21 protein-coding genes are annotated in these 21,907 nt (G+C 67.7%); 13 read left to right on the top strand and 8 right to left on the bottom strand.

Features of this window, described 5'->3' with window-relative positions; translation table 11 throughout:
• Positions 1 to 6: 6 nt before the first annotated feature.
• Positions 7 to 1,098: an NADH:flavin oxidoreductase/NADH oxidase gene (locus AUL28_RS12450; RefSeq protein WP_062232999.1), complete on the top strand. Its 1,092-nt coding sequence runs from the start codon at positions 7 to 9 to the stop codon at positions 1,096 to 1,098.
• A gap of 46 nt (positions 1,099 to 1,144) precedes the next feature.
• Here AUL28_RS12450 and AUL28_RS12445 read toward each other — a convergent pair whose 3' ends face one another.
• From AUL28_RS12445 to AUL28_RS12425, 5 genes are all read right to left on the bottom strand, one after another.
• The gene (locus AUL28_RS12445) at positions 1,145 to 1,534 is read right to left on the bottom strand and encodes a diacylglycerol kinase family protein (RefSeq protein ID WP_062232997.1); all 390 of its coding nucleotides are present in this window, start codon (positions 1,532 to 1,534) and stop codon (positions 1,145 to 1,147) included.
• A gap of 112 nt (positions 1,535 to 1,646) precedes the next feature.
• Positions 1,647 to 3,551, bottom strand: a complete 1,905-nt coding sequence (locus AUL28_RS12440; RefSeq protein WP_156419984.1) for a linalool dehydratase/isomerase domain-containing protein — start codon at positions 3,549 to 3,551, stop codon at positions 1,647 to 1,649.
• Complete coding sequence (locus tag AUL28_RS12435; RefSeq protein ID WP_062232992.1) at positions 3,548 to 4,246, bottom strand: di-trans,poly-cis-decaprenylcistransferase; 699 nt, start codon at positions 4,244 to 4,246, stop codon at positions 3,548 to 3,550. Before AUL28_RS12435 ends, AUL28_RS12440 begins: the two co-directional genes overlap by 4 nt.
• Positions 4,247 to 4,280: 34 nt before the next feature.
• Complete coding sequence (locus tag AUL28_RS12430) at positions 4,281 to 4,649, bottom strand: winged helix-turn-helix domain-containing protein (RefSeq protein WP_058602502.1); 369 nt, start codon at positions 4,647 to 4,649, stop codon at positions 4,281 to 4,283.
• Positions 4,636 to 5,244, bottom strand: a complete 609-nt coding sequence (locus AUL28_RS12425) for a hypothetical protein (protein WP_062232989.1) — start codon at positions 5,242 to 5,244, stop codon at positions 4,636 to 4,638. Before AUL28_RS12425 ends, AUL28_RS12430 begins: the two co-directional genes overlap by 14 nt.
• A gap of 161 nt (positions 5,245 to 5,405) precedes the next feature.
• Between AUL28_RS12425 and AUL28_RS12420 the strand changes: the two genes are divergently transcribed.
• Entirely contained in the window at positions 5,406 to 5,720 is a 315-nt protein-coding gene (locus AUL28_RS12420) for a WGR domain-containing protein (RefSeq protein ID WP_082640432.1), read from the top strand.
• A gap of 186 nt (positions 5,721 to 5,906) precedes the next feature.
• On the opposite strand, the gene hutC is transcribed toward AUL28_RS12420, so the two are convergent.
• Entirely contained in the window at positions 5,907 to 6,659 is a 753-nt protein-coding gene (hutC, locus tag AUL28_RS12415) for a histidine utilization repressor (protein WP_082640431.1), read from the bottom strand.
• A gap of 111 nt (positions 6,660 to 6,770) precedes the next feature.
• Here hutC and hutF point away from each other — a divergent pair, with 111 nt between their 5' ends.
• The 5 genes from hutF (at position 6,771) to AUL28_RS12390 (ending at position 12,721) form a co-directional block, all read left to right on the top strand.
• A complete protein-coding gene (gene hutF, locus AUL28_RS12410) occupies positions 6,771 to 8,150 on the top strand; it encodes a formimidoylglutamate deiminase (protein ID WP_062232986.1) in 1,380 nt (459 codons plus the stop codon).
• A gap of 43 nt (positions 8,151 to 8,193) precedes the next feature.
• On the top strand, positions 8,194 to 9,423 hold the full coding sequence (gene hutI / locus AUL28_RS12405; protein ID WP_062232981.1) for an imidazolonepropionase: 1,230 nt from the start codon (positions 8,194 to 8,196) through the stop codon (positions 9,421 to 9,423).
• Positions 9,420 to 10,220, top strand: coding sequence for an N-formylglutamate deformylase (hutG, locus tag AUL28_RS12400; RefSeq protein ID WP_062232978.1), 801 nt, complete (start codon positions 9,420 to 9,422; stop codon positions 10,218 to 10,220). Before hutI ends, hutG begins: the two co-directional genes overlap by 4 nt.
• 5 nt (positions 10,221 to 10,225) lie before the next feature.
• Positions 10,226 to 11,905, top strand: coding sequence for a urocanate hydratase (gene hutU, locus AUL28_RS12395; RefSeq protein WP_062232975.1), 1,680 nt, complete (start codon positions 10,226 to 10,228; stop codon positions 11,903 to 11,905).
• A gap of 231 nt (positions 11,906 to 12,136) precedes the next feature.
• The gene (locus AUL28_RS12390; RefSeq protein WP_062232972.1) at positions 12,137 to 12,721 is read left to right on the top strand and encodes a HutD/Ves family protein; all 585 of its coding nucleotides are present in this window, start codon (positions 12,137 to 12,139) and stop codon (positions 12,719 to 12,721) included.
• A 75-nt stretch (positions 12,722 to 12,796) separates the two neighbouring features.
• Here the strand turns inward: AUL28_RS12390 and AUL28_RS12385 are convergent, their stop codons facing one another.
• Positions 12,797 to 13,834: a LacI family DNA-binding transcriptional regulator gene (locus tag AUL28_RS12385; RefSeq protein ID WP_156419982.1), complete on the bottom strand. Its 1,038-nt coding sequence runs from the start codon at positions 13,832 to 13,834 to the stop codon at positions 12,797 to 12,799.
• Positions 13,835 to 13,965: 131 nt separating this feature from the next.
• Between AUL28_RS12385 and AUL28_RS12380 the strand changes: the two genes are divergently transcribed.
• The 6 genes from AUL28_RS12380 to AUL28_RS12355 all read left to right on the top strand — a co-directional run bounded on the left by AUL28_RS12380 (position 13,966) and on the right by AUL28_RS12355 (position 20,198).
• Positions 13,966 to 15,216 (top strand): ABC transporter substrate-binding protein, encoded by a 1,251-nt coding sequence (locus tag AUL28_RS12380; protein WP_062232966.1) that lies wholly within the window; start codon positions 13,966 to 13,968, stop codon positions 15,214 to 15,216.
• A 68-nt stretch (positions 15,217 to 15,284) separates the two neighbouring features.
• Positions 15,285 to 16,169: a carbohydrate ABC transporter permease gene (locus AUL28_RS12375; protein ID WP_062218719.1), complete on the top strand. Its 885-nt coding sequence runs from the start codon at positions 15,285 to 15,287 to the stop codon at positions 16,167 to 16,169.
• Positions 16,169 to 17,089, top strand: coding sequence for a carbohydrate ABC transporter permease (locus AUL28_RS12370; protein ID WP_062232963.1), 921 nt, complete (start codon positions 16,169 to 16,171; stop codon positions 17,087 to 17,089). Before AUL28_RS12375 ends, AUL28_RS12370 begins: the two co-directional genes overlap by 1 nt.
• A 2-nt stretch (positions 17,090 to 17,091) precedes the next feature.
• On the top strand, positions 17,092 to 18,180 hold the full coding sequence (locus AUL28_RS12365; protein ID WP_062233037.1) for an ABC transporter ATP-binding protein: 1,089 nt from the start codon (positions 17,092 to 17,094) through the stop codon (positions 18,178 to 18,180).
• 112 nt (positions 18,181 to 18,292) lie between these two features.
• On the top strand, positions 18,293 to 19,051 hold the full coding sequence (locus AUL28_RS12360) for a sugar phosphate isomerase/epimerase family protein (protein WP_062232962.1): 759 nt from the start codon (positions 18,293 to 18,295) through the stop codon (positions 19,049 to 19,051).
• 4 nt (positions 19,052 to 19,055) lie between these two features.
• A complete protein-coding gene (locus AUL28_RS12355; RefSeq protein ID WP_062232959.1) occupies positions 19,056 to 20,198 on the top strand; it encodes a Gfo/Idh/MocA family protein in 1,143 nt (380 codons plus the stop codon).
• A 174-nt stretch (positions 20,199 to 20,372) separates the two neighbouring features.
• Here the strand turns inward: AUL28_RS12355 and AUL28_RS12350 are convergent, their stop codons facing one another.
• On the bottom strand, positions 20,373 to 21,590 hold the full coding sequence (locus AUL28_RS12350; protein ID WP_062232956.1) for a methyl-accepting chemotaxis protein: 1,218 nt from the start codon (positions 21,588 to 21,590) through the stop codon (positions 20,373 to 20,375).
• Positions 21,591 to 21,907 lie beyond the last annotated feature (317 nt).

Below are 21,907 nucleotides of genomic sequence, written 5' to 3'. Positions count from 1 at the left end.
ATCAGCATGTCGTCATTGTTCACGCCCTTCCGCCTCAAAGACGTGGAGCTTCGCAACCGCATCGTCGTCTCCCCCATGTGCCAATATTCGGCCGATGAAGGCCTCATCAACGACTGGCACCATGTCCATCTGGCGGGGCTGGCGCGCGGCGGCTCGGGTCTGGTGATCGCGGAAGCCACCGCCGTCGCGCCGGAAGGGCGCATCACGCCCGGCTGCGCCGGTCTGTGGACCGACGAGCAGGGCGAGGCCTGGGCCAAGGCCGTCGCCTCCATCAAGGCGGCGGGCGCGGTGCCGGGCATCCAGATCGCCCATGCCGGCCGCAAGGCGAGCGCCAACCGCCCGTGGGAGGGCGACGATCACATCGCGGCGGGCGACCCGCGCGGTTGGGAGACGATCGCGCCCTCGGCCGTCGCCTTCGGCGCGAACCTTCCGAAGGTGCCGCGCGCGATGGCGCTGACGGACATCGAGCGCGTCAAGGCCGATTTTGTCGCCACGGCCCGCCGGGCGCTGGCCGCCGGCTTCGAATGGCTGGAGCTGCACTTCGCCCATGGCTATCTCGCGCAGAGCTTCTTCTCCACATGGTCGAACCAGCGCGAGGACGCCTATGGCGGCGACTTCGAGGGCCGGGCGCGCTTTCTTCTGGAAACGCTCGCCGCCGTGCGCGAGGTCTGGCCGGAGAACCTGCCGCTGACCGCGCGCTTCGGCGTCACCGAATTCGACGGTTCGAACGATCTGGAAGAGGGCATCGAGATGATCCGCCGCTTCAAGGCGGGCGGGCTGGATCTGATCGATGTCAGCATCGGCTTCTCGACGCCGACGGCGAACGTGCCGTGGGGCCCGGCTTTCATGGCCGACATCGCCCAGCGCGTGCGCCGCGAAGCCGACCTGCCGGTCACCACCAGCTGGTTCGTCAGCGGCGCGGCGCAGGCCGAGGCGCTGGTGGCGGAGGAGAAGGTCGATCTCGTCTCCCTCGGCCGCCCGCTTCTGGCCGACCCGCACTGGCCCTACCGCGCCGCGCTGGAACTCGGTGTCGAGAAGGGCGCCTGGACGCTGCCCGCGCCCTACGCCCATTGGCTGGAACGCTATCGCGCGGCCTGAGGATTTTCGGCCGGGCGGCGCTTAAAGCCCGCCCGGTCGTTCCACCTCAGCTGAGATGTTTGAACACGATCAGAAGCCCGACGATCAAGGCGGCCCCGGCCGCCAGCAGCACCGCGCCCGCCGCGACATCCTTCGCCCGGCGCACATCCCCGCTCCAAGTGGGACAGACGACATCGCAGAGATGCTCCATCGCCGTGTTCACCGCCTCCAGTGCCAGAACCAGGCCGCAGGCGAGTGCCAGCGCCATCCAGTCTCCCGCGTCGATCCGCAGCGCCCAGCCAGCGGCGATCACACCGGCGACGGCCGCGAGATGAATCCGCGCGTGGGGTTGCGTCGCCAGCATATGGCCAATGCCCGAAAGCGCATGCCCGAAGCTGTGCAGCCGCTGCCTGAGATAGGAAGGCGAGGGGAGGGGCGCATCGATGGCAGGCGTCATGGGTCCAATCTCCAGTCCAGAGGGTCGGCGCGGTGCGAGAAGAGGCCGCGAAGGGCGCGCGCCAGGCTGAGCGCACTGCCGAGAAGCAGGCCGGCGAGGATGCAGCAGGCCATCACGCCGCCTCGCGGATCGTGATCCGCTGCCGCGCTTCGAGCATGAATTCGAGACCGGCCGTTCCGTCCGGCGCGCTCATGAAAATGGAACAGTTGTCCGAGCGGCGGTAGGCGCGCGACGGGCGAAGACCGCCCAAGCCGATCGACACCGGATCGCGTCCGCCAGAGCGAACCAGCACCATGTCCAGCCCGCCGTCCCGCGCCACGGCCTTCGCGACCATCGCGGCCGGATAGGGGCAGGACGCGATATGCGGCGTGGTATCAGGCGCGGCCGGCTGGAGCGCCAGATCGTGCAGGCCATCGGACCGGCCGCACCGCGCCATGATCTCGAAGGCGTGGGACCAGATCGAGGCGTGCGGTCGATGCCCGACGCCGCCCACGATCCGCATGGGATGACCGACCTCCAGCGCATCCAGCATCGCCGCCGCCACCTCTCCATCGCCCATCTCCACGGCGGTCGCGGCCGCGCCGCAGAGGCCGGCGATCCGTGTGAAGCGATAATTGCCGACATCGATGGGCCAGAGGCGATCCAGCCGCGCGCGTCCATCGGCGCGCAGGAAATTGCCGCGCAGGCGGCTCCAGTTCTCCCGCGCGACATCGGGCAGCGTGGAGTTGAGGAAAAAGCTCGGCAGAAGCTGCGTCAACACCCCGCCGATCGGCGGCATGGCAAAGCCCGTCAGGCGGGAGCGGCAGGTGACGAAGCGCCCGGACGCATCGCGGAACTCATCCAGGAGCAGGGCCCGCTGACGCGCCGCCATATCCTGCCAGACGCTTGTTCCGGCCTGCGCGTCCTGCGCGGCGAGCGCGAGATAGGACAGGCTGTTGCAGACCGGAAAGAGCCAGTACGGCTCGCAGGCGATGAGGCCGAAGGGCGAGGTGGCATGTTGCCGGGCGAGACGTCCCGCCAGCCCGGGCAGGTTCGCCTCGAAGACCGCACCGGACGGGTGCCGGAGCGAAAAGGCCCCCGGCACGCTGTAGCGCCGATCGCCGGATGCCGCCTGAAACAGCGCGATCTGCGCGCCGCAAAAGCCCGTATACATGACATTGTCCGACGAGAACGGGTTGGCGTCGGGCCGCCCGCGCCCCCAGAGGCTCTCGAGCGCCCAATAGCGCCAGACGCGGTGATCGCGCGCCTTTTCGATCAGGTTCACCTGCGCCTGTGTGAGATAGGCCCCGAGCGCCGGCAGCTGATGCCGCTGGACCATGGCGAGCGCATAGCCGGCGAATTGCAGTTGATAGCGCAGGGCGGCGGACTGAAACGGATCGAGCCGCTCGAACCCGTCGAAGCGCTCCAGCGGCTGCAAGGCGCGGTCGAGAAGAAAGCGCAGCCGGGCGAGATCGCTGTCGGATAGGTCCGGGGGGAGCGCAGGTTCGGGCGCTGCGTGCCAGAGCTTTGCCGGCGGGATGGGCGCGGGCGGGACCGCATACGGACGGCGATACGAGACGCCCAGCCCCGCCAGAGCGATCCCTGACGCCAGACCGAGCGCCGGAAGCCATGCGCTCTCCGCCGACAGGCATCCATGCGTAACGGCGTAGGCGGCCGCACCGATGGCCGAGGCGAGCCAGATCAGGGGCGGGGCCATGAGATTCCCGGTGGCGAACCAGAGAAACACGGCGAGACCGAAGGCCGCCGCGACCGCACCGCCCATCCCGAGCGCCGTGGTGTCGATCTGCGAGCCGAGCTTGCCGCACAGGCTGAAGCCGCCGCCCGGAAACGCCAGACCGAGCCCGAAGGCTTGCAGCGCCGGCGCATCTGTCGCCGACAGAAGGCCCGCGCCCGCCCACAGCGCGCCGATCACCAGAAGCGAGCGCCCGACGCGGCGGCGCGACACAGGCCCGCGTGGACCCAGCCGAGGCAGAATCCCTGAAAGGCCGACCCGCCTTGCGATCGACACCTGGCTCACGCCGCGACGGCCTCTGCCGGCAGCGCGCCGAAGCGGCGTTGGCGGGTGGCGAAGTCGCGCAGCGCCTCCTTCAGATGCTCCGGCTGGAAGTCCGGCCAGAGCCGGGGCGTGAAGAGGAGTTCGGCATAGGCGCTTTCGAACAGGAGAAAGTCGCTGAGCCGCTGGTCGCCGCCCGTGCGCACGATCAGGTCGACATCCGGCGCACCGGATGACACCAGCGCCGCAAAATCCTCGTGCGTTGTCTCGGCCGTCGCCTGCCGCGCGGCCTGGAGAATGGCGTCGCGCGCCGAATAATCGAAGGCGATGCGAAGATGCAGCGCACTGGCTTTGGCGGAGCGGGCTTCGGCGGTTGCGATCGCGCGGCGCAGCGAGGCGGAGAGGCGGTCGCGCCGGCCGATTACGGTAAGCCGCACGCCGGAGGCGGCGAGCGCGTCGATCTCCTCGGCGAGATAGGTTTTCATCAGCGACATGAGAACGGCCACTTCCGGCGCCGGGCGCTGCCAATTGTCGCCGGAAAAGGCATAGAGCGTCAGTGTGCCGACGCCCATGTCCTTTGCCGCTTCCACGATCGGCCGGATGGCGCGCACGCCGGCGCGGTGACCCTGGCTGCGCGACAGGCCGCGCTGCGTGGCCCAGCGCCCGTTGCCGTCCATGATCAGACCGAGGTGAATTCCGTTTTGGAAAGCGCTTTGCATTGCAAAGTCTCCGGTTAAATAAAAAGGGGAGGGTTCAGGCGGGTTTGGGGGAGAGGTCGGTCTGGCCGCGCTTCGACGCGCTGGCGGCGTCGCGCACCACTTGTTCCAGAATGGCGAGATAGTCGAGAAAGCTCTTCCGGCCCTTCTCGGTCAGGAAGCAGGTCGTCACCGGCCGCTTGCCGCTGAAGCTCTTGTCGATGCGCACGAAGCCGGCCTCTTCCAGAACCTGGAGATGGCGGCTGAGATTGCCGTCCGTCAGGCCGCAGAGGCGCTTGAGATCGGCAAAGCCGAGACCCTTGGGTTGCCCGGCCAGCGAGGTCATGACGCCGAGCCGCGCCTTTTCGTGGATCACGCGGTCGAGCCCGTCATAGGCGAAGGGGGCGGACGTCTCAGAGCCCGGCATGGTCAGACCCCGAAGCGCGATGGATGACGAGGGCCAGAACGGTCTGGCCGATGGCGAAGGGCAGGGCCATGGCCCAGGGCGAGATCGTGGATTGGCCGGCCAGCATCATCATCACCGCAAAGCCGCAGACGAAGTACCAGGCCGCTGCCAGCATCGCGCCCCTCGGCAGGGACGGAGCGGCGGCAAAGAGGCCGAGCCCGACCAGAACCTGCCACAGACCGGGGATCAGCCAGGCTTGATCGGGCGAGAAGCGGGCGATGATGGCGGCGAAGGCCGCCCCCGCAAAGCCGGCCGGCAGGAAGTGCTGGATCGCCTGATGCAGCATCGCGTCGGCCAGGCCGCCATGGGCGCGGCCGGTGCGCAGCACCATCTCCACCGCGATCAACACCACGCAAAGAACGGCGGCGACGATCCACCCGACGAAGAAGGTGAGCGCCGTGGCAGGCGGAACCAGGAGCTGAAGCCCGGCCGTCGCGAGCGCGATCCCGGCCGTTGCGGCCAGCGCCGTCGGGCCGAAGCCCCGGAACTCGGTTCCAGCCGCCATGCGGCGGCGGATCGCCTCGATGTCGGCCAGGGCCTCGTTCAGCTCGCGCATCCCAAACTCCAAGAACTTTACATCGCAAAGTATACTGTGATGCCGAGAAATTGCAAGCCGCCTCGCGTGGGAAATCGCCATCAGAGCCGTGAATCCCTCGGACGCCATCGATTCCGAAAATGAATTGGCCGGCCGACGCGCCGTGCGGGAGAATCGCCCGCATGATCACGCATCGCTACCGCCTCTATATCGAACGCAGGGACGCGGACCGGAACATGGCCCGCTTCTACAGCCTGTCGATCGAGCCGAGCCTGTTCGGGGAAATCTGCCTCGTGCGTCGATGGGGGCGGATCGGCACGCACGGGCGCTCCATGACGCATCCTTGCGAAACCGAAGACGCCGCCGTGCTTCTGTTCCTTGACCTCCTGCGCCAGAAGCGTCAGCGCGGCTATGCCGCCTTGGGCAGCCCGTCGATGCGTTGCGCGGCGCCTGAGCGGATGCCGGACGGGACGCAATGCCCGTCCGCCATACGATAAACGGATCGTCGCCCGGAGGGACAAGCTTCGGTGGAGCTGTTGGCACTGACCTCGAACCGCGGCCCGGTTCGGTAGGTTGGGTGCAAATGCCCTCGGCTTATCTTTGGACGATGTGGAGGGCTCTCGTACTCGTGTCGTCTTGCGGATTTCCAATGGGAGGCCGCGCCCGGCTTGGACCGAAGACCGCTATCCTCCCGTTTCCAGCCGGTAGCGGCTGCCGGGATAGAGAAGGCGCACGGTGGAGACGACGCCGGACTCGCACCAAGTGCGACGGCGCACGAGGAGGCAGGGCTCCGACTTGGCGATGGCCAGAAGCTTGCATTCCCAAGGCGTGGCGCTGATCGCCTCGATGACCTGCTCGGCCCGCACGATGGGCGCGACGGCCGAGAGATAGCTGTTGGGCGTGACGAGGGTGAAATCCTGTGCGCCATAATCCGGCGCAAAGCGCAGATGAACGAAGCGGTCCTCGATCTGGATCGGCAATTCGTCCTCGCGGTGGACGATCACCGAATGCGCCACCCGCGTTCCGGTCTCGACCTCCAGCACTTCGGCCAGTTCCGGTCCGCAGACTTCCTCCTGCAGGAGGATGATCTGCGCCGAATGCGCGCCGCCGCGCGCGCCGATCTCGTCCGCGATATTGGGAACGCCCTGGAACAGCGAGCTGCGCTTCTTGGGCGCGACGAAGGAGCCCTTGCCCTGGATGCGCAGCAGGAGACCCTCGGTCGCGAGTTCCCGAAGGGCGCGGTTCACCGTCATCCGGCTGACGCCCAGCATCTCCACGAACTCGTTTTCCGAGGGCACGCGGTGGCCCGCCGGCCATTCGCCCGACTCCACCCGGCCGCGCACATGGTCCTTCAGCGTCTCGTAGAGCGGGCGCTGCGGCTCCGACCGGCCCTCGCTGGCGTCTTCGATCGACAGGCTCGAACCCTCCCTTGGCATCACGTCCCTCGGATATAAAGACAAGTTCGCACCGTTTCGCCAGAGCCGACTTGTAGCCGACCCAAAAATCAGCAATCTTGTATAGGCAACTTACCCGATCTTGGACCTGTCATGCGATCACCCACCTCGCGTTTCTTCTGTCCGATGGCGCTTCTGTCCGATGGCTGGGCGCGCAACGTCGCGATCGATATCGGTGCCGACGGACGCATCGCGGCGGTCGCGTCCGGCATGGCGCCGGGCGCGGGCGAGCGGCTTGCCGGGCCGGTGGTGCCCGCCCTGTCGAACCTGCATTCGCATGCCTTTCAGCGCGCCATGGCGGGGCTGGCCGAGCGGGCGGGGCCGGGCGATGACAGCTTCTGGACCTGGCGCGCGCAGATGTATCGCACGGTCGCGCTGATGCGCCCGGAGGATATCGAGGCGATCGCGGCCAAGCTCTATGTCGAGATGCTGAAGGGCGGCTTCTCGCGTGTCGCGGAGTTCCACTATCTCCACCATGGCGCGGGCGGCGTGGTCTATGCCGACCCCGCCGAAACCTCGCATCGCATCCTCGCTGCGGCGGCCACGGCCGGCATCGGCCTCACGCATCTGCCGGTCTTCTACGCCCATTCGAATTTCGGCGGCGCGGAGCCGGGCGAGGGGCAACGGCCGTTCCTGCACGATGTCGATGGATTTCTGGCGCTTCTCGACCGGCTCGCCCCGGCCTGCCGCGAGGCGGGCGCGACATTGGGACTGGCTCTCCATTCGCTGCGCGCCGCAGCCCCCGGCGAGATCGCCGCGATCCTGGCGGCGGAAACGACGGACGGGCCGATCCACATTCACGTTGCCGAGCAGGAGCGCGAGGTCGAGGATTGCCTCGCCTGGAGCGGTCGGCGGCCGGTGGAATGGCTGCTGGATGAGGTGGACGTGAACGAGCGCTGGTGCGCCATCCACGCCACGCATATGACGCCCGGCGAGACGGAGCGTTTGGCCGCGTCCGGAGCGGTGGCGGGTCTGTGCCCGGCGACCGAAGCCAATCTCGGCGACGGCATCTTCCCCGCGACCGCCTTCCGGGCCGCCGGCGGCCGGTTCGGCATCGGCACCGACAGCCATGTGGCCACCAGCGTCGCGGAAGAACTGCGCCTTCTGGAATATGGTCAGCGCCTGCGCGATCGACGCCGCAACCGCCTCGTGGCGGGGCCGGGCTCCTCGGCCGGGCGCACTCTGTTCGACGCGGCGCTGGCGGGCGGGGCGCAGGCCTGCGGTCTGGCCGCGCACGGGCTCAGCATTGGCGCGCCCGCCGATTTCATCGTGCTGGACGGTTCCCATCCCTTCATCGCGGCCGCGATGGACGGGGAGGAGGGCGACACCATCCTCGACCGCTGGCTCTTTGCCGCCGCCGATGTGGTGCGCGATGTCGTGGTGAGCGGGCGCTTCGCGATCACCGAGCGCCGCCATGCAGCCGACGAGGCGATCGACGCCGCCTTTCTGCGCACGCTGCGGCGGCTGCAATGACCGGCGCGCTCATAGTTCATTCCGCTCTTTCAGGAGACCTGCGATGAGCCAAGTCCTGACCAATGCGCGCCTTGCGACCCTGGCCGAAGGTTCCGCCGGTCTCGGCCTCGTGGAGGACGGCGCGGTGCTGATCGAGAACGGGCGCATCGCCTATGCCGGGCCACGCGCGGGGCTTCCCGTAAGCGAGGGCGCTGATGTCATCGATCTGGGCGGGCGCTGGGTCACACCGGCGCTGATCGACTGCCACACGCATCTGGTCCATGGCGGCAACCGCGCACGCGAGTTCGAGATGCGGCTGGCGGGCGCGAGCTACGAGGAGATCGCGCGGGCAGGCGGGGGCATCGTGTCCTCGCTGGCGGCCACGCGCACGCTCTCAGTCGAGGAATTGGCCGAAACTACTCTGCCCCGGCTGGATGCGCTTTTGAGCGAAGGCGTTTCGACGGTCGAGATCAAGTCCGGCTACGGGCTGGAGATCGAGGCGGAATGCCGGATGCTGGAGGCCGCGCGCCGACTCGAAACCTTGCGCCCGGTGCGCGTGCGCACCAGCTGGCTCGCCGCCCATGCGCTGCCGCCCGAATACAAGGATCGCAAGGCCGACTATCTCCGGGAGGTCGCGATCCCCGGCCTTCACGAGGCGCATCGGCGCGGGCTGGTGGATGCGGTGGACGGGTTCTGCGAGGGCATCGCCTTCTCGGCCGAGGAGATGGCCGAGGTCTTCGAGGCCGCCCGCGCGCTCGGCCTGCCCGTGAAGCTCCATGCCGAGCAGCTGTCCCATGCCGGCGGCGCGGCGCTCGCCGCGCGCTACGGAGCCCTGTCGGCCGACCATCTGGAATATGCCACGGAGGCCGACGCGGTGGCGATGGCCGCGAGCGGCACGGTCGCCGTGCTTCTGCCGGGCGCCTATTACTTCATCCGCGAGACCGTGACGCCGCCGATCGACCTGTTCCGCCGAGCCGGAACGCACATGGCGCTCGCCACCGACTGCAACCCCGGCACCTCGCCGCTGACCTCGCTGCTTCTCACCATGAACATGGGCGCGACCCTGTTCCGCCTGACGGTCGAGGAATGCCTGGCGGGCACGACGCGCGAGGCCGCTCGGGCGCTCGGGCTTCTGGCCGAGACGGGGACCATCGAGGCCGGCAAGTCGGCCGATCTCGCGGTCTGGGATGTCGGGAGCCCGGCGGAACTGGTCTACCGCATCGGCTTCAACCCGCTGCACATGAGCGTCTTCAAAGGGACTCAGGTCTTAAAAACGGAAAGGATGTCCGCTTGAGCCTCGTGGAAATTCACCAGGGCTCGTCGCCCGTCCTTCTCGGCCTGCCGCACACCGGCACCGAGGTCCCCGCCGACATCTTCGCGCGGCTGAACGAGAATGGCCGCCTCCTAGCCGACACGGACTGGCATATCGAGCGCCTCTATGACGGGCTCTTGCCGGGTGCCACCACCGTGCGCGCCACGTTCCATCGCTATGTCATCGACGCCAATCGCGACCCCTCGGGCGCGAGCCTTTATCCCGGCCAGAACACGACCGGACTGGTGCCGCTGACCGATTTCGACGGCGTGCCGATCTGGCGCGAGGGCGAGGAGCCGGACGAGGCCGAGATCGCCCGGCGGCGGGACGAGTTTCACAAGCCCTATCACGAGGCGCTGGCGGGCGAGATCGCGCGCGTCAAGGCGCTGCACGGCTTCGCCATTCTCTACGACTGCCATTCGATCCGCTCCACCATCCCCTTCCTGTTCGAAGGCCGCTTGCCCGATTTCAACATCGGCACGGACAATGGCGCGACCTGCGCGCCCGAGATCGAACGCGTGGCGGCCGAGACCTGCGCGGCGGCGGAGGGCTACACCTCCGTCCTCAACGGCCGCTTCAAGGGCGGCTGGACGACGCGCCATTACGGCCGGCCCGCCGATCGGGTTCACGCCATCCAGATGGAACTGGCGCAAGCGACCCATCTCGCCACCGAGGCTCCGCCCTTCGCCTATGACGAGGCGCGCGCCCGGCCGCTGCGCGCAGTCCTCTCCACGCTTCTCACCCGTATCGAGGCGCTCGGCGCCGGTTTGAAAGGTTGAACGCCATGTCGAACGCCAACCCGCGCCACAATGCGCGCACCGTGCGCGCCGCCACCGGAACGGAGCTTTCGGCCAAGAGCTGGCTCACCGAAGCCCCGCTGCGGATGCTCATGAACAATCTCGACCCGGACGTGGCCGAGAACCCGCACGAGCTGGTGGTCTATGGCGGCATCGGCCGCGCCGCCCGCACCTGGGACGATTTCGACCGGATCGTCTCGACGCTGCGCAGCCTGACCGAGGACGAGACGCTGCTCGTCCAATCCGGCAAGCCGGTCGGCGTCTTCCGCACGCACAAGGACGCGCCGCGCGTCATCATCGCCAATTCCAACCTCGTGCCGCACTGGGCGACCTGGGACCATTTCAACGAGCTGGATAAGCGGGGCCTGGCCATGTACGGCCAGATGACCGCCGGCTCCTGGATCTATATCGGCACGCAGGGCATCGTGCAGGGCACCTACGAGACCTTCGTGGAGGCCGGTCGTCAGCATTATGACGGAAGCCTCACCGGCAAGTGGGTGCTGACCGGGGGCTTAGGCGGCATGGGCGGCGCGCAGCCGCTGGCCGCCGTCATGGCCGGCGCGTCCTGCCTTGCCATCGAATGCAATCCGGACTCGATCGAGTTCCGCCTGCGCACCCGCTATCTCGACGAGAAGGCCGAGACGCTGGACGAGGCCATGGCGCTGATCGAGCGCTGGACAGCGGCGGGCGAGGCCAAATCGGTGGGGCTGCTCGGCAATGCCGCCGAAATCCTGCCCGAGATGGTGAAGCGCGGCATCCGGCCCGATATCGTGACCGACCAGACCTCGGCGCACGATCCGATCAACGGCTATTTGCCCGCCGGCTGGACCATGGGCGAATGGCGCGCCAAGCGCGAAAGCGACCCGAAGGCGGTGGAGCGCGCGGCGCGCGCCTCCATGCGCACCCATGTCGAAGCCATGCTCGCCTTCCACCATGCCGGCGTGCCGACGCTCGACTATGGCAACAACATCCGGCAGGTCGCCAAGGACGAGGGGCTGGACAACGCCTTCGACTTCCCCGGCTTCGTGCCGGCCTATATCCGCCCGCTCTTCTGCCGGGGCGTCGGCCCGTTCCGCTGGGCGGCGCTGTCGGGCGACCCGGAGGATATCTACAAGACCGACGCCAAGGTGAAGGAGCTGCTGCCGGACAATCACCACCTTCACCGCTGGCTCGACATGGCGCGCGAGCGCATCGCCTTCCAGGGCCTGCCGGCGCGCATCTGCTGGGTGGGCCTCGGCGATCGTCACAAGCTCGGCCTCGCCTTCAACGAGATGGTTCGGAACGGCGAGCTGAAGGCCCCGGTCGTGATCGGCCGCGACCATCTGGATTCGGGCTCGGTCGCCTCGCCCAACCGCGAAACGGAAGCCATGAAGGACGGCTCGGACGCCGTCTCCGACTGGCCGCTCCTCAACGCGCTTCTCAACACCGCGTCGGGCGCGACCTGGGTCTCGCTGCATCATGGCGGCGGCGTCGGCATGGGCTTCAGCCAGCACTCGGGCATGGTGATCTGCGCCGACGGCACGGACGACGCGGCGCGCCGGCTGGAGCGCGTTCTCTGGAACGACCCCGGCACGGGCGTCATGCGCCATGCGGACGCGGGCTACGATATCGCCCTCGACTGCGCCCGCGAAAAGGGCCTGCGCCTGCCGGCGATCCTCGGCAACTGACGAGAGCCGGACACTTCAGGGCCGGCGCTTCTCGCGTCGGCCTTTTCGGTTTTAGAGTACCTAACAAAATCTCTGGGCAGAGGATGGTCGAGAGATTTTCGTCCGTGGGCGAGGAGCGAAGCACAGTCGATGCCGACGCATCGGCGAGCATTCGCGACGAAGGCCATGGCGAAAAGATTCGACCAGCCGACCCCGCGAGATTTTTGTTAGGTGCTCTTAGGAGACAGATCGATGCGCCTTCTCAAAAGCGCCGAGCTCAAGCGCATGGCCTGGAAGAACGGCGGCGGCGAAACGGTGGAGGTCTTCGTGCATCCGCCGGGCGCCGGTCTGTCCGACTTCGACTGGCGCGTGTCCATGGCCCATGTCGCCACTGATGGCCCATTCTCGTGTTTCGAGGGGATTGATCGGACGCTGGCGCTTCTGGAGGGCGAGGGGATGCGCCTCGCAATCGCGGGGCAGGGCGAGGTGCTTCTGACGCCGGCGAGCCCGCCTCTGAGTTTCCCCGCCGACGCGCCGACACAGGCTGCGCTATCAGGCGGGCCGATCACCGATCTCAACGTCATGACCCGGCGCGGCGTGTTCCGGCATCAGGTCGAGCGGCTTGCCCTTGATGCGGGCCAAAGCCTCCATCTGCCGCCCCGCCCGGCGCACTGGTGGCTTTTGCTCGTCACCGGCCCCTGCCGGATCGAAGCATCCGGCGAGTCAGTTTCGCTCGCGGTCCATGACAGCTTGATGGGTGAGGGGGCGTTGCCGACGCTCGCGATCCACTCCGCCGAGACGCCCGTGACACTCTTCGCCATCACGATCGCACCCTGACGCAGCGCGGGGCGGTGTTCGTCGGATTGTCCGCACCGTGGCCCTGCGGCCGCCCCCGAACGCGTCCGCGTCCCGTCACGACGCCTCAAGACGCCGAGGGGCGGGGCCGGTGGAGCCGCGCAGGTCCAGGATATTGGGAAGGACGTGGCGGGTCGGGGCCGGCGGCGCGTCGGCGTCGATGGCCGAAAGCAGGACGCGCGCGCCGGTGCGCCCCAGTTCGAAACGGGGCTGGCGGATGGTAGAGAGGGTCGGGCGGCAGAAATCGGCAAATTCGATGCCGTCGAAGCCGAGCACGGACAGATCGTCCGGCACGCGGATTCCCGCGTCCTGAACCGTGTTGAGGAAGCCGATCGCGCTTTCATCCGACACGGCCATCACGGCGGTGGCGCGGCGCTCACCCGCGAGAAAGGCGCGCGCGGCCGCCGCGCCGTAGCTGAGCGAGAAGTCGCCGCCCCCGGCCCGCGTCAGGCCGAGGCCCGGACCCGCCGCCTCGAAGGCGCGCGCGAGGGCGCCCCAGCGCACGATCTCGTTGTAATTCTCGGCCGGTCCCGGAAGGTAGAGAATGTCGCGGTGGCCGAGCGCGAAGAGCTGATGCAGCGCCCGCTCCATGCAGACGTCCTCGTCGGTCAGAACCGCGTGCGTGCCCTCCATCGCGGCGCAGAGCGAGACGAGCGGCAGGCCGGCGTCGAACACCGAGCGCCCGTCGGCCACGGCCACGAAATCCGACAGGAACACCGCGCCGTCGATCGTGCCCGAGAACATCATGTCCACGAGTTGCCGGCTGCGGTCCTGACCCTCGCTGTCCATATTGGCGAGCACCATGGCATAGCCGGCCGCGGACAACTCGGCGTCGAGCCCGCGTAGAACCTCCGCAAAGAAAGGCGCGCTCCAGCGCTTGCGCGTGACCACGAGCACGGTGCGGCTGCGCTTGACGCGCAGCTGGCGCGCCGCCGCGTTGGGCGTATAGCCGAGCTTGGCGACGGCGGCCCGAACGCGCGCGCGCAGTTCCGGGCGAACCTGTTCGGGGCTCGCGAGCGCGCGGCTGACCGTGGCCGTCGAAACGCCCGCCTCGCGCGCCACGTCGCCGATCCGTGCCGCGCGATTGTCTTTCACGTCCAAAATCGTGCTGCTCCGCAAAATCGAATTTCCCGAGACGATGCTTGTAACCGATTACACTGTCGAGTAGCATTGCAATTGTAATCGATTACATCAGTCGAACAAAGCCGTCTCTGGGAGGAGAGTCCATGTTGAAACTGATGCGAGGTGCCCTTTGGGGCGCCACGATGTCTTGCGCGCTCTTGTCGGGTGCTCAGGCGCAGGAGCCTTTGCGGGCCGAAGTCATGCATTGGTGGACCTCGGGCGGCGAGGCGGCCGGCGTGCGCGTCTTCGCCGATGCCTACCAACAAGCGGGCGGCACCTGGGTGGACGCGGCCATTGCGGGCGGATCGAACCTGCGCGCCGCCGCCATCAACCGCATCGTCGGCGGCCATCCGCCCACCTCCTCGCAGTTCAACACCGGCCGCCAGTTCGACGATCTCGTGGGGCAGGGGCTTCTGGTGGATCTCGACGCGGTGGCCATGCGCGAGAAATGGCGCGACGTGATGCCCGGCCCGATCGCGGACGCGGCCTCGCGCGAGGGCAAGTTCTACGCCGTGCCGGTGAATATTCACGGCCATAACTGGATGTTCTACAAGACCGAGACCTTCGAGAAGGCCGGCATCAGTCAAGCGCCCAAGAGCTTCGACGAATTCTTCGCCGACATGGACAAGCTGAAGGCGGCCAACCTCACGCCCATCGCCTGGGGCGGCCAGCCCTGGCAGGAAGCGCTGGTGTTCGACGCGGTATTGCTCAGCGAAGGCGGCAAGGATCTGTTCCTGAAGGTCTATCGCGACAAGGACGAAGCGGCCGTCCAGTCGGACGATTTCAAGCGCGTCGCCCGCACCTTTCACCGGATGCGCGATTATGTCGATGCCGGCGCGCCGGGGCGCAACTGGAACGACGCGACCAACATGGTGATCACCGGCCAGGCCGGCGTCCAGATCATGGGCGACTGGGCCAAGGGCGACTTCATCGCGGCCGGCATGACGCCGGGCAAGGAAGCGGGATGCGCGCTTCTGCCGGGCCAGGACGCCTATCTCATGGGCGGCGATGTCTTCGTCTTTCCCAAGCAGACGGGCGCGGCGGCGGCGACTGAGGCGCAGGAGCTTCTCGCCAAGACGCTGCTCGACCCCGCCACGCAGATCGCCTTCAACGAGAAGAAGGGCTCGATCCCGGTTCGCACCGATGTGGACGTGTCGAAAATGGATGCCTGCGCGCAGCGCGGCGCGGCGCTCGTGAAGGACAAGGCCAACCAGATTCCCTCGATCAACTTCCTCGTCTCCGCCGACACGGTCGGCGCCTTGCAGGACACGATCACCTCCTATTTCAACGACCCGTCCGCGACCGACGAGGACTTCGCCGCCGACTTCGCCTCCGTGATCGGCGCCGCTCAGTAAGCCAAGGGTCGGGGCTGCGCGCCGCGCGGCTCCCCCTGCCTGAACGTTCGAAAAAAGGAGGCCCGCCCATGGCGATGCGCATTCGGCGCTCGGCCGCTCCGGCGGTCGCGCTGTCCCCCACCATCCTCATCGTTCTTCTCGCCTATGTCGGGACGATGGGCTGGACGGTCTGGATGTCCCTGACCAATTCCCGGCTCCTGCCGGTCAATACATTCGTCGGCACCCAGCAATATGAGCGCCTGTTCGGCGATCCGCGCTGGCTCGTCTCGCTCCAGAACATGGCGCTGTTCGGCGTCCTGTTCATCGGCTTCTGCCTCGCGCTCGGCTTTCTGCTCGCGGTCGCCATCGACCAGCGGGTGCGCGGCGAAGATGGGCTTCGCACCATCTTCCTTTATCCGCACGCCATGTCCTTCATCGTCACCGGCCTCGTCTGGCAATGGATGATGAACCCGACGCTCGGCATTCAGGAGGCGGTTCAGGCGCTCGGCTGGACGAGCTTCCGCTTCGACTGGGTGGTCCGGCGCGACATGGCGATCTATGCCGTGGTGATCGCCGGCGTCTGGCAGTCGGCGGGCCTCGTCATGGCGCTGATGCTGGCGGGCCTGCGGGGTGTCGACGAAGACCTCTGGAAGGCGGCGCGCGTCGACGGCATTCCGCCCTGGCGGGTCTATACGTCCATCGTCCTGCCGCTGCTCAAACCCATGATCATCACATCGGTCGTTCTGCTCTCGATCGCGGTGGTGAAGGTCTACGATCTCGTGGTGGCGCTCACCAATGGCGGGCCGGGCACCGCGACGGCGGTGCCTGCCAAATATGTGATGGACTATCTGTTCGAGCGCCAGAATATCGGCTTGGCGGCGGCCGCCTCGACCGTCCTTCTCGTCACGGTCCTCTGCGTTCTCACGCCCTGGATCTACGCCGAATATTTCCGCAAAGAGCGGGGAGGCGCCTGATGACCACGCTCGATACGTTCTCGCCCACCACGCTCGACCGCGCGGCCGACCATCGCGGCGCGCGGCCCCGGCGTCTCACCGCCGGCCGCCTCGGCCTCTACGCCTTCCTGAGCATCGCGGCGGCTTTCTTCCTTTTGCCGCTCTACATCATGGTCGTCACCTCGCTGAAGACGATGGACGAGGTGCGCCTTGCCAATATCTTCGCCTGGCCGTCCGACCCGAGCTTTCAGGCCTGGGTCACCGCCTGGTCCAGCGCCTGCACCGGGCTCGACTGTTCGGGCATCCAGGCCGGGTTCCTGAACTCGGTGAAGATCCTGATCCCCTCGGTCATCGCCTCGATCGCGCTCGGCTCGGTCACGGGCTATGCGCTCTCGCTCTGGCGGGTGCGTGGGGCGAACGTTCTCTTCGTCGTGCTGCTGCTCGGGGCCTTCATCCCCTATCAGGTCTTCATCTATCCGCTGGTGCGCCTGTTCTCGGCGATCGGCATCTATGGCTCGCTGCCTGGCATCGTGCTTGTCCACGTCATTTTCGGCCTGCCGGTCATGACGCTCCTGTTCCGCAATTTCTATGCGGGGCTGCCGGCCGAGCTGTTCAAGGCGGCGCGCATCGACGGCGGCGGCTTCTGGCGCATCTTTCTCCATGTGATGCTGCCCATGTCCACGCCCATGCTGGTGGTCGCCGTGATCCTTCAGGTCACGGGCATCTGGAACGACTTCATCCTCGGCCTCGTCTTCGCCGGCCGCGAGAACCTGCCGATGACGGTGCAGCTCAACAATATCGTCAATTCGGCCCAGGGCGAGAAGCTCTACAACGTCAACATGGCGGCGACGATCCTCACGGCCCTCGTGCCGCTCGTCGTCTATCTCCTGTCCGGCCGCTGGTTCGTGCGGGGCATCGCAGCGGGGAGCGTGAAGGGATGATGATGTCCACGATCAAGGCGCCGAGCGTCGCGGTTCGCGAACTCGACATTCATTACGGCTCGCTCCGGGCCATCGACAAGCTCGACCTCGAAGTGCGCCAGGGTGAGTTCCTCGTGCTGCTTGGCCCCTCCGGCTGCGGCAAGTCCACGCTGCTCAACGCCATCGCCGGGCTGCTCGACATTACGGACGGGCAGATCTGGATTTCGGGCCGCAACGTCACCTGGGCCGAGCCGAAGGACCGGGGCATCGGCATGGTGTTCCAGTCCTATGCGCTCTATCCGCGCATGAGCGTGGAGGACAATCTGTCCTTCGGCCTGCGCATGAACGGCACGTCCAAGGCCGAGATCGCCCAGCGCGTGGCACGAGCGGCCAAGATGCTGCAACTGGAGCCCTATCTCAAGCGCAAGCCGGCCGAGCTGTCCGGCGGCCAGCGCCAGCGCGTCGCCATCGGCCGGGCCCTGGTGCGCGAGGTCGATGTCTTCCTGTTCGACGAGCCGCTCTCCAATCTCGACGCCAAGCTGCGCGCCGAACTGCGCGTCGAGATCAAGCGCCTGCATCAGAGCCTCGGCAACACGATGATCTATGTGACGCACGATCAGATCGAGGCGCTGACGCTGGCCGACCGGATCGTCGTCATGAAGGGCGGCGTCATCCAGCAGCTCGGCGGCCCGATCGAGGTCTATCAGAAGCCGGTGAACCGCTTCGTGGCGGGCTTCATCGGCTCGCCCGGCATGAACTTCCTCGAAGGCCGGCTGGAGAATGGTGCCTTCCGCACCGGCGATCAGACCATTCCGCTGGCCGGATATGAGTTTGCCGGCGGCGCCGCGCCCTCGGGCGAGGCGAGCCTCGGCCTTCGCCCCGAGCATATCCGTTTGGGCTCGGAGCCCGGCCCCGGTCTCGTGCCGGCCATGGGCGCGGTCGAGGTGGTCGAGCCCATGGGCGCGGACACGCTTCTCTGGACCCGGCTCGGCGGCCAGCCCATTGCCATCCGCACGGACGGATCGAGCAGCCACCGCGTCGGCGATCCGCTGCCCTTCCTGATCGACCTGCCGCGCGCCTCGCTCTTCGGCCCGGACGGCGCGCGGCTCTAGAGCGCCGCCCTCTCACACCTGATCCCCCCGCTCGACGCCCGCGCCCCCTTCGGCGCGGGTCCGGCTCCGTGCGGCCCGCTTTTCCCATCCCGATGTCCCAAGGAGTGTCCCGATGACAACCCTCTCCATGCAGCTCTACTCCGCCCGCAACGCGCCACCGCTGGCCGATCAGCTGCGCGATCTCGCCGCCCTCGGCTATCAGGATGTCGAGTGCTTTCGCGGGCTTTACGACGATGTGCCAGCGCTCAAAGCCATGCTGGACGAAAACGGGTTGACGGCCCGCAGCGGCCATTTCAGCGTCGATCTCCTGGAGGGCGAGTTCGACCGCACTGTTGAGATCGCGCGCACGCTCGCCAACGAGATCGTCGTTCTGCCCTATCTCCTGCCCGATAGCAGGCCCTCGGACGCCGAAGGCTGGAAGGCGTTCGGCGCGCGGGTCGGCGCGGTCGCGCGCCGGCTGAAGGGCGAGGGGCTGCGCACCGCCTGGCACAATCACGACTTCGAATTGCGCATGGTGGAAGGCGGCGGGCGGCCGCTCGACCATATTCTGGATGCCGACCCCGCGATCGAATGGGAGGCCGACCTCGCCTGGGTCGTACGCGGCGGCGAAGATCCGGCCGCCTGGCTGCGCCGCTATGCCGGCCGCGTCGCCGCGCTCCATGTCAAGGACATCGCGCCCGCCGGCACCAAGACGGATGAGGACGGCTGGGCGGATGTGGGCGAAGGCACGCTCGATTGGGCCGCGCTCTGGCAGGACGGCAAGGCGGCGGGCGCGGACCTGATGGTCGCCGAACACGACAATCCCAGCGATTTCGGGCGTTTCGCCCGCACCACCATCCGCGCCTTCCAGCGCTTCGAAAACGGGAACTGACCCCATGGTGCAGCGTATCGGCCTCGTCGGATGCGGGGTCATTTCCGACATCTACCTGCGCAATGCCGCGCTTTTCCGCGACATTCGCTTTACCGCCTGCGCCGACATGCGGACAGAAGCGGCCGACGCGCGTGCTTCTCAGTACGGGCTGCGCGCCCTGTCGCTGGACGAGCTCTATGCCAGCGACGAGGTGGACATCGTCCTCAACCTCACCAACCCGGACGCCCATGCCGGCGTCTCGCTGCGCGCGCTGGGCAGCGGCAAGCATGTCTATACCGAAAAGCCGCTCGCGACCTCGCTGGAGGACGGGCGCGCCATCGTCGCGCTTGCCCGCGAGAAGGGGCTCCAGGTCGGCTCAGCGCCCGACACGATCCTTGGCCCCGGCTTGCAGGATTGCCGCCGCCTGATCGACGACGGCACGACGGGCCGGGTCATCTCGGGCGTCGCCACCATCATGTCGCGCGGCATGGAGCACTGGCATCCCGCGCCCGCCTTCTACTTCAAGCCGGGCGGCGGCCCGATCCTCGACATGGGGCCTTACTATGTCGGCGCGCTGGTGACGCTGCTCGGGCCCGTCGCCAAGGTCACGGCGGTCGGGCGCGTCGGCCTGCCCGAGCGCGTGGTGACGGCTGAGGGGCCGAATGTCGGCCAGCGGATCGAGGTGGAGGTGCCCACCACGGTTCACGCCGTCCTCTCCTTCGAAAGCGGCGCGCAGGTGACGCTGCTGGCCAGTTGGGACGTCTGGAAACACGCCCATCTGCCGATCGAGCTTCACGGCGAGTCCGCCTCGCTGCGCGTGCCCGACCCCAACTTCTTCGGCGGGCGGATCGAGCGGGCGGAAAACCGCGACGAGTGGACCTCCAGCGAAGCGGCGGATCGCTTCTTCGGACAGGCGAACTACCCCGTCGCCAAGCCGCTCTACGCCAATTATCGCGGTCTGGGCTTGGCCGAGATGGCGCGGGCGATCGAGGGCGGTCGCCAAGCGCGCGTCAACGGCGAATGGGCGTTTCACGTTCTCGACGTCATGCTCGCCATCCTGCGCTCGGCGGATGAGGAGCGCGGCGTCGCCGTGGCGTCGCGCTGCGAGCGGCCCGAGCGCCTGAGCGACGAAGAGGCGCTGTCGCTGCTGAAACCCGCCGAGGTCTGAGCCGCCTCGTCTCTGCCTGACGGATGAAACGTCCCGCCCTCGGCCCCGAAAGGGTTGAGCGCGGGACGTGCTGGCTGATGAGGTTGGCTGTAGACGCGTCCGATACGCGCGGCCCACGATTGACAGGCTGTCCAAACGTGACAGGCTGTCCAAACGTCGCCGGCTCGACCGGCTTCAGGCCGCCGCGCGCCATGTCTGCGACGCGGGAGCGGGCTGGCGGGAGGCGTCGGCGGCCTGCTGCTCCGCCACGTATCTTTCGGCCAGGGCCTGGAGCTGGTTCCCGCTCTGGCCGGCTTCGACGCCCGCCAGGATCACGCGCGCTTCGCCTTCGTTCACATGGAAGATCGCCATGCGGTCTTCCAGCCGCGCCGCTTCCGACGATAATTGCTCGGCGGTGGCCGCCATCTCGCCGGCCGCGCCGGCATTGGCCTGCGTCACCTGATCCAGCTGGCCGATCGCCTGGTTGATCTGGTCGATGCCGACTGACTGCTCGCGGCAGGCCGCCGAGATTTCCGACACGAGTTCCGCCGTGCGCCGGATGTCGGGCACCAGCTTGTCCAGGCGCGCGCCCGCATCTTCCGCGACCACCAGCGTGCGCGACGACAGCGCTCCGATTTCGGACGCCGTCACCTGAGAGCGCTCGGCCAGCTTCCTGACCTCCGAGGCGACCACCGCAAAACCCTTGCCATGCTGCCCGGCCCGGGCTGCCTCGATGGCCGCGTTCAGAGCGAGAAGGTCGGTCTGACGGGCGATTTCCTGCACGAGAGCGATCTTCCCGGCGATCTCGCGCATGGCCTTGGTGGACTGCGCCACCGCCTCGCCCGTGGTGCCGGCATCTTCGGCGGCCCGCGCCGCGATCGTCTCTGTGGTCGAGGCGTTTCCGGCGGTCTGACGCACATTGGCGCTCATCTCTTCGGTCGCGGCCGAGGCCTGCTCGCTGGCGGCCGCCTGTTCGGTCGAACCGGAGGACAGCTTCTGCGCCGTCGCGCAGGCTTGCTGCGAGCCGGACGCCACCTGCATCGCCGCGCCCTGCACCGCGTGCACCGTGCCCGCCAGACGAAGCCGCGTCTGGCACAGGCGCGTCAGGATATCGCCCAGCTCGTCGCGCCGCCCATGGACGATGCGGTGGGACAGGTCGCCGCTGGCGATCCGGTCCATGTTTTCGGTGAGCTGGCGCAGGCCGCTCGTGAGCGACAGAATGATCCAGCTTGCCAGCGCCGCGCCTAGAAGCGTCACCAAGGCGATACCCGCGACCAGCCAGAGCTGCATGGCGCCACTGCCCTCCGCCGGCGCGCCGGACAGGGTTCCGATGCTCAACACATCAATACCACAGGTTGAAACGAGGATCAGGCCGAAACTGAGAGCGAGACGAGCTTTGATGATGAGACGCATGGACGGATCGTTCCGGGAGGGACGCTTTGGGCGTTCGATAAAAGCTATCGCGAAAAGTTCCATGCTCGATTCTTGCACGGACTGCCAACGAAACCCGATCGCTTGGTTTGCACCTCATGAACGGCAGCTCGCAAATGCTAGGCATGTCTCGCCTTGCCTCGGGAGAGATCGTGGCCCTTCGCGCGGCGTCGATCTTGGCACCAAGCCCGGGCTCGAAACCGCAAGTGACGCGCTTTCCCGCCGGGCACGTCCTCAGCGTGTGCATTCGCGTCGTGTTGGTACGGCCGGGAGCATTGAGTCGCTCCTCAGACACCGCG

The organism is Aureimonas sp. N4 (genome assembly GCF_001463925.1).
GTDB classification, from domain to species: Bacteria; Pseudomonadota; Alphaproteobacteria; order Rhizobiales; family Rhizobiaceae; genus Aureimonas; species Aureimonas ureilytica_A.
Note: the sequence above shows the minus strand (reverse complement) of the source record. Positions and strands in the feature narration are given on the sequence as shown.

What these genes read in the sequence shown, in the direction of transcription:
- AUL28_RS12450 (WP_062232999.1), top strand. Translation starts at nt 7, where the DNA reads ATGTCGTCATTGTTCACGCCCTTCCGCCTCAAAGACGTGGAGCTTCGC.
- AUL28_RS12445 (WP_062232997.1), bottom strand. Translation starts at nt 1,534, where the DNA reads ATGACGCCTGCCATCGATGCGCCCCTCCCCTCGCCTTCCTATCTCAGG.
- AUL28_RS12435 (WP_062232992.1), bottom strand. Translation starts at nt 4,246, where the DNA reads ATGCAAAGCGCTTTCCAAAACGGAATTCACCTCGGTCTGATCATGGAC.
- AUL28_RS12430 (WP_058602502.1), bottom strand. Translation starts at nt 4,649, where the DNA reads ATGCCGGGCTCTGAGACGTCCGCCCCCTTCGCCTATGACGGGCTCGAC.
- AUL28_RS12425 (WP_062232989.1), bottom strand. Translation starts at nt 5,244, where the DNA reads ATGCGCGAGCTGAACGAGGCCCTGGCCGACATCGAGGCGATCCGCCGC.
- AUL28_RS12420 (WP_082640432.1), top strand. Translation starts at nt 5,406, where the DNA reads ATGATCACGCATCGCTACCGCCTCTATATCGAACGCAGGGACGCGGAC.
- hutC (WP_082640431.1), bottom strand. Translation starts at nt 6,659, where the DNA reads ATGCCAAGGGAGGGTTCGAGCCTGTCGATCGAAGACGCCAGCGAGGGC.
- hutF (WP_062232986.1), top strand. Translation starts at nt 6,771, where the DNA reads ATGCGATCACCCACCTCGCGTTTCTTCTGTCCGATGGCGCTTCTGTCC.
- hutI (WP_062232981.1), top strand. Translation starts at nt 8,194, where the DNA reads ATGAGCCAAGTCCTGACCAATGCGCGCCTTGCGACCCTGGCCGAAGGT.
- hutU (WP_062232975.1), top strand. Translation starts at nt 10,226, where the DNA reads ATGTCGAACGCCAACCCGCGCCACAATGCGCGCACCGTGCGCGCCGCC.
- AUL28_RS12390 (WP_062232972.1), top strand. Translation starts at nt 12,137, where the DNA reads ATGCGCCTTCTCAAAAGCGCCGAGCTCAAGCGCATGGCCTGGAAGAAC.
- AUL28_RS12380 (WP_062232966.1), top strand. Translation starts at nt 13,966, where the DNA reads ATGTTGAAACTGATGCGAGGTGCCCTTTGGGGCGCCACGATGTCTTGC.
- AUL28_RS12375 (WP_062218719.1), top strand. Translation starts at nt 15,285, where the DNA reads ATGGCGATGCGCATTCGGCGCTCGGCCGCTCCGGCGGTCGCGCTGTCC.
- AUL28_RS12370 (WP_062232963.1), top strand. Translation starts at nt 16,169, where the DNA reads ATGACCACGCTCGATACGTTCTCGCCCACCACGCTCGACCGCGCGGCC.
- AUL28_RS12365 (WP_062233037.1), top strand. Translation starts at nt 17,092, where the DNA reads ATGTCCACGATCAAGGCGCCGAGCGTCGCGGTTCGCGAACTCGACATT.
- AUL28_RS12360 (WP_062232962.1), top strand. Translation starts at nt 18,293, where the DNA reads ATGACAACCCTCTCCATGCAGCTCTACTCCGCCCGCAACGCGCCACCG.
- AUL28_RS12355 (WP_062232959.1), top strand. Translation starts at nt 19,056, where the DNA reads ATGGTGCAGCGTATCGGCCTCGTCGGATGCGGGGTCATTTCCGACATC.
- AUL28_RS12350 (WP_062232956.1), bottom strand. Translation starts at nt 21,590, where the DNA reads ATGCGTCTCATCATCAAAGCTCGTCTCGCTCTCAGTTTCGGCCTGATC.